Origin of the sequence: Rhodococcus sp. NPDC127527, assembly GCF_042672245.1 — a bacterium.
GTDB lineage: Bacteria > Actinomycetota > Actinomycetes > Mycobacteriales > Mycobacteriaceae > Rhodococcus_G.
Genome location: NZ_JBHXVP010000010.1, coordinates 173,994 through 185,330, shown reverse-complemented (window position 1 = coordinate 185,330; position 11,337 = coordinate 173,994). Strand labels below are relative to the sequence as shown.

At 71.1% G+C, this 11,337-nt stretch carries 8 protein-coding genes; 3 read left to right on the top strand and 5 right to left on the bottom strand.

The window, feature by feature from the left end:
- Positions 1–113: 113 nt before the first annotated feature.
- Together ACFVH2_RS17910 and ACFVH2_RS17905 are read right to left on the bottom strand one after the other, a co-directional pair.
- Positions 114–1,457, bottom strand: a complete 1,344-nt coding sequence (locus ACFVH2_RS17910; RefSeq protein WP_378423287.1) for a M1 family metallopeptidase — start codon at positions 1,455–1,457, stop codon at positions 114–116.
- 13 nt (positions 1,458–1,470) lie between these two features.
- Positions 1,471–5,352 (bottom strand): Pls/PosA family non-ribosomal peptide synthetase, encoded by a 3,882-nt coding sequence (locus ACFVH2_RS17905; protein WP_378423289.1) that lies wholly within the window; start codon positions 5,350–5,352, stop codon positions 1,471–1,473.
- A gap of 180 nt (positions 5,353–5,532) precedes the next feature.
- On the opposite strand from ACFVH2_RS17905, the gene ACFVH2_RS17900 reads away from it, so the two are divergent.
- Entirely contained in the window at positions 5,533–6,246 is a 714-nt protein-coding gene (locus ACFVH2_RS17900; protein ID WP_378423291.1) for a YciI family protein, read from the top strand.
- A gap of 1 nt (position 6,247) precedes the next feature.
- The gene (locus ACFVH2_RS17895) at positions 6,248–7,504 is read left to right on the top strand and encodes an RNA polymerase sigma factor (RefSeq protein WP_378423293.1); all 1,257 of its coding nucleotides are present in this window, start codon (positions 6,248–6,250) and stop codon (positions 7,502–7,504) included.
- Positions 7,505–7,594: 90 nt separating this feature from the next.
- Here ACFVH2_RS17895 and ACFVH2_RS17890 read toward each other — a convergent pair whose 3' ends face one another.
- A complete protein-coding gene (locus ACFVH2_RS17890; RefSeq protein WP_378423294.1) occupies positions 7,595–7,867 on the bottom strand; it encodes a DUF1876 domain-containing protein in 273 nt (90 codons plus the stop codon).
- A 378-nt stretch (positions 7,868–8,245) separates the two neighbouring features.
- Here ACFVH2_RS17890 and ACFVH2_RS17885 point away from each other — a divergent pair, with 378 nt between their 5' ends.
- Positions 8,246–10,228, top strand: a complete 1,983-nt coding sequence (locus ACFVH2_RS17885; RefSeq protein WP_378423594.1) for a CocE/NonD family hydrolase — start codon at positions 8,246–8,248, stop codon at positions 10,226–10,228.
- Between the two features lie 26 nt (positions 10,229–10,254).
- On the opposite strand, the gene ACFVH2_RS17880 is transcribed toward ACFVH2_RS17885, so the two are convergent.
- Both ACFVH2_RS17880 and ACFVH2_RS17875 read right to left on the bottom strand, forming a co-directional pair.
- Positions 10,255–10,908 carry an NAD(P)-dependent oxidoreductase gene (locus ACFVH2_RS17880; protein ID WP_378423296.1) on the bottom strand — a complete coding sequence of 218 codons (654 nt, stop codon included), beginning with the start codon at positions 10,906–10,908 and terminating at the stop codon, positions 10,255–10,257.
- Between the two features lie 212 nt (positions 10,909–11,120).
- A complete protein-coding gene (locus ACFVH2_RS17875; protein WP_378423298.1) occupies positions 11,121–11,255 on the bottom strand; it encodes a hypothetical protein in 135 nt (44 codons plus the stop codon).
- Positions 11,256–11,337 lie beyond the last annotated feature (82 nt).

Here is an 11,337-nt window from a genome sequence, read left to right as displayed (position 1 = left end):
GCGCCCTCCGGGCCCCGCCAAGTCGCCGCCCACCCCGCGCCCTTCCCAGGGGGGGGGGGGGGGGGGCCGCGCGCCCGCCCCCCCCCCCCCCCCACCACTGCGGCGTAGCCGCATCAGGGCAGGGTCTTGCTCCAGAGCCAGGCGTCCCACAGCGGGCGCAGCGGGCGGTCGGTGAAATGTGCTGCCAGGTCGGTGAATTCCTCGGTGGTCACCGTCGCGTGGCGGTACTTCGCCGTCCACTGCCGGAGCAGGTCGAAGAACGCGTCGTCGCCGAGGACCTCGCGCAGCGCGTGCAGGGTGAGCGCGCCGCGCTTGTACACCCGGTCGTCGAACATCAGCCGGGGTCCGGGATCGCCGAGTAGCAGGTCGTACGGCAGGCCCGACAGGTTCCGGTGCGCCTGCGCCGCGATCTCCTGCGCGGACGGTCCGCCGGAGTTCTCCGACCACAACCACTCGGCGTAACAGGCGAATCCCTCGTGCAGCCAGATGTCGCGCCACGCGCCGAGCGTCAGGCTGTTCCCGAACCACTGGTGCGCGAGTTCGTGCGCGACGAGCCGCTCCGAACCCCGCCTGCCGTCGCAGTGGTTCGCCCCGAACACCGACATGCCCTGGGCCTCGATGGGAATCTCGAGCTCGTCGTCGGTGACGACGACGGTGTAGTCGGCGAACGGGTAGGGGCCGAACAGGCGGACGAAGGTCTCCATCATCTCCGGCTGCCTGCCGAAGTCGTGCTCGAAGGGCATTCGAAGTCGTTGCGGCAGAACGGCGTGCATGGGCACCCCGAGTGGGGCCTGCGCGCTGACCAGATGCCGGGCCGGTGTGATGCGGCGACGCTCGTACGGCCCGATCTGGATGGTCGCGAGGTAGCTGGCCATCGGCTCGCTCTGCTCGTACACCCAGGTCGTCTGGCTCGCGCGGGTCTGCTTGCGCACGAGCACGCCGTTCGCCAAGGCATAGTACGGCGAGTCGGTCGTGATGGAGATCTGGTAGCTGGCCTTGGCGCTGGGGTGGTCGTCACACGGGAACCAGGACGCCGCACCGTTCGGCTGGCTTGCCACGATCGCGCCCTCGGTCAGTTCCTCCCACCCGACCTCGCCCCACGGCCCGCGGATCGGCCTCGGGGTGCCGGCGTACTGCACCGTCACCGACAGCGCACCGCCCGCCGGGATCTTGTGCGCCGGCGTGACGGTCAGCTTCCCGTTCTGGTGGGTGTACTTGACGGACCGGGAGCCGTTGACGGTCACCTTCGACACCGCGAGCGACTGCGACAGGTCGAAGGCGAACCGGGGCCGAATCTCGGTGGAGGCCGCGGTGATCGAGGCCTTGCCCGCGAGCCGGTTGCTGGCGACCTTGTACGTCAGGTCCAGCTCGTAGCGTGACACCCGGTAGCCCCGGTTGCCCGCCGACGGCAGGTACGGGTCGATCGGCTCCTCGTAGAACTTTCCCGGCTTGACCATGCTCGCCGCCCCCTCAGTTCCAGGGCCCGATGGGGTTCCCCTGCCAGCGGGTGTTCGGCGGCACCACGTCGCCGCGCATCACCAGCGACGCGGGGCCGACGGTCGCGCCGTCGCCGATCCCGGAGGCGGGCAGTGCGACGCAGTGCGGTCCCAGGGTGGCTCCCTTGCCGAGGGTGACGGTGTCCATGGCCATGATCCGATCATGGAACAGGTGCGTCTGCACAACGCAACCGCGTTCGACGGTCGCGCCGTCACCGAGGGTCACCAGGTCGGCCTCCGGCAGCCAGTACGACTCGCACCACACGCCGCGGCCGATCCGCGCGCCCATGCCGCGCAGGTAGACGTTCAGGACCGCGGTGCCGGTCGCGGCCCGCGCGAACCACGGCGCCGCGACGGTCTCGACGAACGCGTCGGACACCTCGTTGCGCCACACGAACGAACTCCAGAGCGGGTGCTCGACCTTGTCGATTCGCCCGACCACCAACCACTTTGCCGCCACCGACACCGCCCCGGCCACCGCGCCGGCCACCAGCAGCACAGCGCCGCTCAGCAGCGCCGCGAGCCAGAACCCGACCGCGCCCGCCATCGCCTGCAGGGCGAACAGCACGCCGAGCCCGATACCGAAGGTGACCATCACCGGGATCAGCCGGCAGGTCTCGACCACCGCCCGCGCGACCTTGAGCCGCAGCGGCGGCTCGAACGTGCGCGCCGCGTCGGTGTCGCTGGCGGACCGGCGCAGCCGCACCGGCGGGCTGCCCAGCCACGAGGAACCCGACTTCGCCTTGCTCGGCGCGGCCGAGAGCACCGCGACCAGACCGTTCTTCGGTACCCGGCGGCCCGGACCGGCCATGCCGGAGTTGCCGAGGAACGCGCGCTTGCCGACCTTCGCCTCCTGGATGTGCAGCCAGCCGCCGCCGAGTTCGTAGGAGGCGATCATCGTGTCGTCGGCGAGGAAGGCGCCGTCGGCGACGGTGGTGAACTTCGGCAGCAGCAGCACCGTGGACGCCTCGACGTTCTTACCGACCTTCGCGCCGAGCAGTCGGAGCCAGCCGGGCGTGAGCAGGCTCGCGTACAGCGGGAAGAGGAAGGTGCGGGCGGAGTCGAGCAGCCGCTCGGTTGCCCACACCTGCCACCCGACCCGGCTGCGCACCGGGTGGTATCCCTCGCTGAGCCCGACGCCGAGCGCGCGCACCGCGACCACCGTGAGCGACGCGAACACGAACAGCGTGAGCAGGGTGGAGACCGGGAGCCAGGCGACGGCGCGCAGCACGGCCGACCCGAGGTCGGGGGCGTCGTGCACACCCCAGCCGATCACCGCGATCCCCACGGCCAGCGCGAGGATCGGCAGTCCCGCGATCGCCACCGAGGTCGCGCCGTAGACGGGCACCCACTGGGTCGCGCGGCGCGGCCGCTCCGCGGGCCACGGGTGCACCGCCTTGCCGACCTTGACGGCGGGGGAGCCGGCCCAGCTCTGTCCCGCCTTGACCCGGCCGATCACCGCCGACCCCGGGGCGACCTCCGCGTCCCTGCCGATGCGGGTGCCGGGGAGCAGCGTGGAGCGGGCCCCGACCGCGGCGCCGTCACCGATCCTGATCTCGCCGATGTGCACCACGTCGCCGTCGATCCAGTGCCCCGACAGGTCGACCTCGGGTTCCACCGAGCAGCCGTCGCCGAGTTCGAGCATGCCGGTCACGGGCGGCAGGGTGTGCAGGTCGACGCCCCGCCCGACCTTCGCGCCGAGCGCGCGGGCGTAGTAGATCATCCAGGGCGCGCCGGACAGGTTCGCGGCGCCGCTGGCCTCGGTGAGCCGGTGCGCGATCCACAGCCGGACGTGTTCGGGCCCGCCGCGCGGGTAGGTGCCCGGCGCGAGTCCGCGCAGCAGCAGCCGGGACCCGGCGACGGCGATCGACATCCGGCCGAGCGGGGTGATGAACAGGACCAGCGCGGCCAGCACCCACCACCAGGACAGCGTCGGGGCCCACGGCACGTCGACGAACCAGCCGAGCACGTTGTTCACCAGGGCCAGCCAGGTCACCCACTGCAGCCCGGTGAGGGTGGTCAGCGGGATCGTCGCGAGCACCTGCGCCCACTGCGTGGACCGCGGGGTGGGTGCGACCTCGCGCGGCTCCGCCGTCTCGGTGGGGGTGAGCCCGTCGAGGAAGTCGGCGAGCGAGCCGAGTCGGGGATGGTCGTAGAGCTGCGCGACGGTCACCTCGGGGAAGCGTTCCCGCAGGGCCGTCACCAGCTGGGCCGCGGCCAGCGAGCCGCCACCCGCGGCGAAGAAGTCGTCGCCGGGCCCGGTGATCTGGGCGCCGAGGATCGACGCCCACAGCCCGGCCACCCAGGCGGCGGTGCCGTCGAGCCCGGCGGCCGTCGCGGCGTCCTCCGACCCGGTCCCCGGCAACGGCCACGGCAGCGCGGCCCGGTCCACCTTGCCGGAGGTGCGGGTCGGCAGTTCGGCGAGCAGCGCCAGCCGGGGGACCAGCGCCGCGGGCAGCCGTTCGGCCAGCTGGTTCCGGGCGGCGCCGAGGTCGAAGTCGGGGTCGGTGCTGGCGAGGTAGCCGACCAGGATCGAGTTCCCGGCCGCCGTCTTGCGGACCGCCGCCGCGGCGCCGGCGACGCCGGGCAGGTTCTGCAGCGCGTTGTCCACCTCGCCGAGTTCGATCCGCCTGCCGCCGAGCTTGACCTGATCGTCGGCGCGGCCCTGGAACAGCAGTCCGGCGGTTTCGAGGCGCACCAGGTCGCCGCTGCGGTACGCGCGCTCCCAACCGAGCGAGGGCATCGGCGCGTACTTCTCGGCGTCCTTGGCCGGATCCAGGTAGCGGGCCAGGCCCACCCCGCCGATCACGAGTTCGCCGACCTCGCCGGCCGGCACCGGGATGCCGTCGCCGTCGACCACGGCGAGGTCCCAGCCGTCCAGCGGCAGCCCGATGCGCACCGGTCCGCGGCCGTCCATGAGGGCGCCGCACGCGACGACCGTCGCCTCCGTGGGTCCGTAGGTGTTCCACACCTCGCGACCGGGCACGGCCAGCCGTTCGGCCAGCTCCGGCGGGCAGGCCTCGCCGCCGAAGATCAGCAGCCGCACCGCCTCTAGAGCCTCGGCGGGCCACAGCGAGGCCAGGGTGGGCACCGTCGAGACGACCGTCACGTCCCGGGAGACCAGCCACGGGCCGAGGTCCATGCCGCTGCGGACCAGGGCGCGGGGCGCGGGCACCAGGCAGGCGCCGTGCCGCCAGGCCAGCCACATCTCCTCGCAGGAGGCGTCGAACGCGACGGACAGCCCCGCGAGGACCCGGTCGCCGGGACCGATCGGGTCCTGTTGCAGGAACATTCGGGCCTCGGCGTCGACGAAGGCGGCGGCGCTGCGATGGCTGACCGCGACGCCCTTGGGGGTGCCGGTGGAGCCCGAGGTGAAGATGATCCAGGCGTCGTCGTCGACCGTCGGCAGCCGGACCGCGCCGGGCTCGTGACGGTCGGCGGTGCCGGGTCCGATGCCGTCCTCGGTGATGATCGCCGCGACCGCCGCCTCGCCGAAGACCAACTCCGCGCGTTCGTCGGGATCGTCGGCGTCCACCGGCACGTAGGCCGCGCCCGCGGCGAGCACCGACAGGATCGCCACGTAGAGGGAGTTCGAGCCGGACGGCATCCGGATGCCGACCCGGTCACCCGCGGCGACACCCGCATCGCCGAGCCGTTCGGCCCCGGTGTGCACGGCGTCGAGCAGTTCGCCGTAGCTCAGGGCGGTGTCGCCGTCGTCGACGGCCGGAGCGTCGGGAAAGGTCTGCGCGGTCGCGGTGAGGACGTCGACGAGGGTGCGCGGCGCGGGGGCGTTCGGCGACCGGAGGTACTCGGTCGGTATCCGATGTGACTGGTCCGATGGTGACTGGAGATGCAAACCCGGGGTCCCGTCTGAGTCGGCTGGTTGTTGGGTCGTTATCTCATGACAAGTTGGCGCTTGGGTGAACGAATCGTACGCCGGGGACCGGTGGCGGCGCGGTGTCCGATCCGGGGTGGCCGGTTCGTCGTACTGGTAGAGGGGTTCCGACGGACCCCTTCGACCAGGAAGGATTGGACCATGTACTACCTCGGACTGTTCTACGCCGACGCGAATCGGCCGCCGGTGCGGCCCGGTTCCGCGGAGTTCGACGACCTCGTGGCGGCCTACGGCCGCTTCTTCGAGTTCGCGGGCGACGCGGCGGTCGCGAACGCACCGTTGCAGCCTGCGAGCACGGCCGCGACGATCCGGCACGGCGGCGGGACGCCGCTGATCACCGACGGCCCGTACACCGAGACGGGCGAGGTGGCCATCGGATTCTGTGTGCTCTCCGCCGAGGACCTCGACGAGGCGATCGAGCTGGCGCGCCGGATCCCGGCGGCAGGCGACGGCGCCGTCGAACTGTGGCCGATGGTCGACTTCTACGCGGCCGGCGAGATCGACCGGGACTGGTGGCTGGCGATGCTGCTCGAGCCACGCGGCGACGCGGTGACCCCGGGCAGCGACGAATGGGAGCAGGGCAAGGCCCGGCACGGCGAGTTCGCGAGGGTGGCCGGCTCGGCGATGCGCGGTGGCGGCGGCCTGTACCCGCCGGAGTCTGCGACCACGGTACGGGTGCGCGGCGGCGATGTGCTGCTCACCGACGGCCCGTTCGCGGAATCGGCGGAGCTCGCCAACGGGCTGTACCTGCTCGCGGCCGGCGACCGGACGTCGGCGGTCGAGCTCGCGGCGAAGATCCCGGTCGGACCCAAGGGCTGCGTCGAGGTTCGCCGGCTGATGCGGACGCGGGACTGACGTGACGGGCGCCCGCACTCCGATCACGACGGACCCGGCGCTCGATCGCGCCTTCCGGGAGGAGTCGGGGCGGGCGCTCGCCACGGTGGCTCGCATCGTCGGTGACCTTCAGTTGGCGGAGGACGCCGTGCAGGAGGCGTTCGTCGACGCGATGCGGACCTGGCCACGGTCCGGGGTGCCGGCCAATCCCGGTGCCTGGATCACCACGGCCGCCCGTAACCGGGCACTGGATCGGATTCGCCGCGAGTCACTGCGCGGCCCCAAGGAATTCGACTCGTACCGGCAGGCACCGCCGAGCGACGACGGGGAGGAGGTGTGGCCGGTGCGCGACGACCAGCTCCGGCTCATGTTCACCTGCTGCCACCCGGCCCTCTCGCGGGAGGCGCAGGTGGCGTTGACGCTGCGCCTGGTGGGCGGGCTCACCGCCGCCGAGATCGCCCGCGCCTTCCTGCAGACCGAGTCGACCGTCACTCGCAGGCTGACGCGTGCCAAGTCCAAGATTCGCGACGCCGCGATCCCGTTCCGGATGCCGCCCGAACACCTTCTGCCGGAACGGGTGCCGCAGGTCCTCGCCTGCATCTATCTGGTGTTCACCGAGGGCTACTCGGCGACCCGGACGTCCGTCGGTCCGTCCGTTCGCGGTGACCTGTGCGACGAGGCGATCCGGCTCGGCCGGCTGCTCACCGAGCTGATGCCGGACGAGCCGGACGCCTGGGCGCTGCAGGCGCTGATGCTGTTGCAGGACAGCCGCAGGGCCGAACGTCTCGACGAGGACGGGGCGGCCCGTCCGCTCGAGGAGCAGGACCGTTCGCGATGGGACCGGCAGCGAATCGAGGACGGCACCCGGTGCCTGCTTGCCGCCCGGAGGTCCACCGGCAGCTACCTGCCGCAGGCGGTCGTCGCGGCCGCGCACGCGCGGGCGGCGAGCTGGGAGGCCACCGACTGGTCGGTGATCGTCGCGGCCTACGAGCGACTCCTCGAGCTGACGGGGTCTCCGGTGGCCGCGGTGAACAGGGCTGTCGCCGTGGGTTTTCGGGACGGCTACGGTCGGGGCCTCGCCGCCCTCGACGAGATCGACGACGACCCCCGGCTGGACCGTCTGGTGCGACCGGTCCGGGCCGACCTGCTGCGGCGGGCCGGCAGGCACGACGAGGCCGAACTCGCGTATCTCGCCGCGCTCGAATCGCCGGTGAACGATGCCGCGGAACGGTTTCTGCAGCGGCGGCTGGTCGAGGTCCGCGCGGCACCGAGGCCTTGACGGCTCATTGCCCCAACGGGTCTCGTCGATTCGGCTGTCGAGCGCTGCGTGACCCGGAGGTCAGGGCCTCAGGGTGGTGGGTCGTCTCGCTCAGGCCCAGAGGTGCGCCGGTCGATGAGTGCTCGCCTGGATGTCCTCCGACGCCGCCTCGAGCAGCTTGTGTGCGAGATCGGACAGGGCCCGCGCGGCGGCCAACTCGTCCCCGATCTGGGGGATCGCACCGTCGCTGGGGCTGCATCGTGCCAGCCCCTCGCCGGTGATCACGCCGACCGGCCCGACCCGCTCGAGCTTCGCCTCGGCGCGGGTCTGGGGATCCCGCTCGTCGATGTCGATCGTGACGGTCCAGTGCTTTGCGCCGTTCATCGCGGGCCTCCCGGGTCTCGGATTCCTACTCCAATCCCACTCCGATGAGCACGCGAGGGCAAGGGTGACCGACCCGCTCGGTTGAATGGGGGTTCATGGCTCACTCCGCCGTCCCGAACGACCCGTGAACCCCCATTCAATCCTTGAGGGCGGCCGCGTCCCAGGATCCCGATGTGACCTGCATTACAGTCGGAAGTTAACGGGGAATGTTCACCTAGGGTTTCCCCGGTAGTGCTCGTCCTCGCAGGTTGGCGCCCCGAATACGTGTTTGGTCCGACTTTTGTGAGCGGGCAGTCGGGTCGTTGACAGGGGGAGACGTTGACCGTGCTCGTGAACGCGAAGGTGGCGAAAGCCACGCTGGTCGCTTCGGTCGGGGTGATGCTGACGGTTCCGTTCGCACCGGTGGCCTCGGCCGCCGGCACGCCGGACGGCGGCAGCCTCGGGGCGAAGTGGACCGCGACCGAGGACGGCCCGCAGCAGTACCCCGGGATGCACGTCGACTGGGACGTGCCGATCACCATGAGCGACGGTGTCGTGCTCGAGGCCAACGTCTACCGGCCCGCCGACGCGTCGGGGCGGGCCGTGGACACGAAGACACCCGTAGTCCTGAACCTGACCCCGTACACGAAGCTGGTATCCGCGGTCGCCGAAGCGGCGCTTGCCGTCCCGCAGCTCGGCGACCCGATCATGGCGTTCGCGCGGAGCCTGAACCTGTCGGGTACCCCGATCAGCGGTCTCGGCGACCTGATCAAGGTCACCTCGGGCGGCGGCTTGCGTTCGTTCAGCGTCGATCCGAAGCTCGTGCAGAGCGGCTACACGCAGGTGGTGGTCGACGTCCGCGGCACCGGGTTCTCGCAGGGCGAATGGCAGGTGTTCCAGAGCCGCGAGCAGCAGGACACCGTGGAGGCCATCGACTGGGCCGCCAAACAGCCGTGGTCGGACGGCAAGGTCGGCATGACCGGGGTCTCCTACTCCGCGATCAACCAGGTGCAGGCGGCGAGCAAGCGCCCCGCCGCGTTGAAGGCCATCGTTCCGGTGGAGCCGGGCGGCGACATCCTGCGTGACGTCGTCGCGCCCGGTGGCGGCATCGGCATCGGGTTCATGCCGGTGTGGCTGGCGGCGGTCAACGGCGCCAAGTGGCTGCCGAACGTGCAGTCGATCCTCAACGGCACCTTCGACTGGAAGTGGTTGGCGGACAGGCAGTCCGACCCCCTCACCTTCGTGTCGCTGCTGATGAACGCGCTCACCGTGCCGAGCGTCGACGCCGTCACGCCCGATCTGAAAACCCTCCTCGAGAGCGACAGTTCGCTGCGCCAGGACCTGATCTCGCATCCGGAGAACATCACCGCTCCGACCTTGGTCTACGGCGGCTGGCACGACATCTTCGCCAACAGCGAGCCGAAGATCTACAACGCGATCCCCCTGCCTCCCGGCGAGAAGCAGCTGATCATGGGCGACACCTACCACCTGAACTTCGGCACCGGTTTCGGCGAGCCGGGCAATCCGCCGCGGCTCGACGTGCTGCAGCGCGCATGGTTCGACCACTGGCTCAAGGGAATCGACAACGGGATCGAGACGTACGGCCCCGCAACGCTCTACCAGCAGGGCGCCGGTTGGACCACCGCCGACCAGTTCCCGCGGTCCGGAATGAGCTACCAGCGCATGTACCTCGACGGGCGCTCGAGCGGCACCGCGAACGGCAGCGTCCACGACGGCAGCCTGGTGCCCGCGACGCCGGCCGACCGGTCCACCCTCACGGTTGCGCCGGGCCTGGCGACGCTGTGTTCGCGGGATTCCGCGCAGGAGACGATCGGCGTCACCGCGGTGCTCGACGCCTGCGGCAAGGACGCTCGGTTCAGCGAACGGAACGCGCTCACCTTCACCAGCGCACCGGTGTCCGCGCGGACGGAGATCTCCGGTCCGGTGAACCTCCACCTGAACACCGTCCTCGACGCTACCGACGGCTACTGGACTGCGACGCTCAACGACGTTGCGCCGGACGGGACTTCGACGGTGCTGACCAGCGGGCAACTCACCTCGTCGCTGCGTGCGATCGACGACGCGAAGAGCGAGAAGTCGGCGAACGGCGACTACACGGACCCGTTCTACACCCTGACCCTCGACAGCAGGCAGCCGGTCGTGCCTGGACAGCCGACCGCGCTGGACGTCGGGCTGACCGCCACCGATGCGGTCCTGGCGCCCGGTCACCGGCTTCGCGTGGACGTCTTCGCGAGCAACCTGCCGAAGGGCATGCTGCTGCGCCCGCTGCTCAACGAGAGCGAGCTCAAACCGCAGCATCTCGTGCTGGACCCCGACGCGCCGAGCTTCGTCAACGTCCCGGTCGGCACGCGACTGGGCTGACCGTGGCGGGGCGCTCGACCACGCGGTCAGCGAGCGGAGTCGAGTGCCTCGCCGATCGGGACGTCGCCGTTGTTGAAGCCGATGAACTTGCCGGCGGTGTACGGCCTGGCCAACGTCGCTGCGGCGACAGCGGCGACGTCTTCCCGGGAGACGGTGCGGGGCCGGATGTCGGGTCCGGTCTCGATCTTGCCGGTGGGCGGTTCCAGGGTGAGCGTGCTGGGGCCGAGGATGGTCCAGGCGAGGTCGGTCGCGCGCAGGTACGCGTCCGCGGCGGCCTTCGCCTCCGCGTAGGCGAAGAACGAGTTGTCCGGCGGCACACCGTGATCGGTCCGAGATCCGAGATAGGACACCATCACGTAGCGGTCGACGCCCGCCAGGGCGGTGGCGTCCATCGAGCGGATCGCGGCGTCTCGGTCGACGCCGTAGGTGCGCGCCGCGTCGCCGCCGCCCGCGCCGGCGGACCACACCACGGCGTCGTGTCCGCGCAGGACCTCGGCCAGTGCCGGGGTGTCGAGGCTCTCGACATCCGCGACCACCGCGGCCGCGCCGGCGATCTCGACGTCGGAGGTGTGTTCGGGATTGCGGATCAGGGCGGTGACCTCGTCCGCGCGGGCGGAGAGGATCCGCGCGAGATGCAGGGCCACCTTGCCGTGACCGCCGATGACGACGACTCGTGCCATGCCGGTTCCTTCCGCGGGTCTTCACCAATGCCGGTACATATCGGGTTACGTGAGGATCGAACAAGTTGATCGGTCGGCAATCACACCTTACGGGGGCTCCTGATCACACACATCTCGGCGAGTTCGAGTGCGGCGAAGTCCCCTCAGCAGGCCAACGGGAGTGCGTCACGGGTCCCGGGCCATGCTGAGAGGACTTCACCTCGTTCTCGTGGCTACGCGGCCGACCCTCCGCCCGCGAGAGCTGCCAGGCCGAGCGCTGCGCCGACACCGGCGACCACGCCGCCGATCCCGCCGATCAGTGCCGCCGCGGTGCCGATCTGCTGGAGGTCGGTTGCTGAGGATCCCATGGTCAAACTCCTTTGTTCGTAATGTGATTCGCTTGTGGTGGTGTGGATCGGTTCGACGATTGTTGGCGTGGACTGTCCCTTG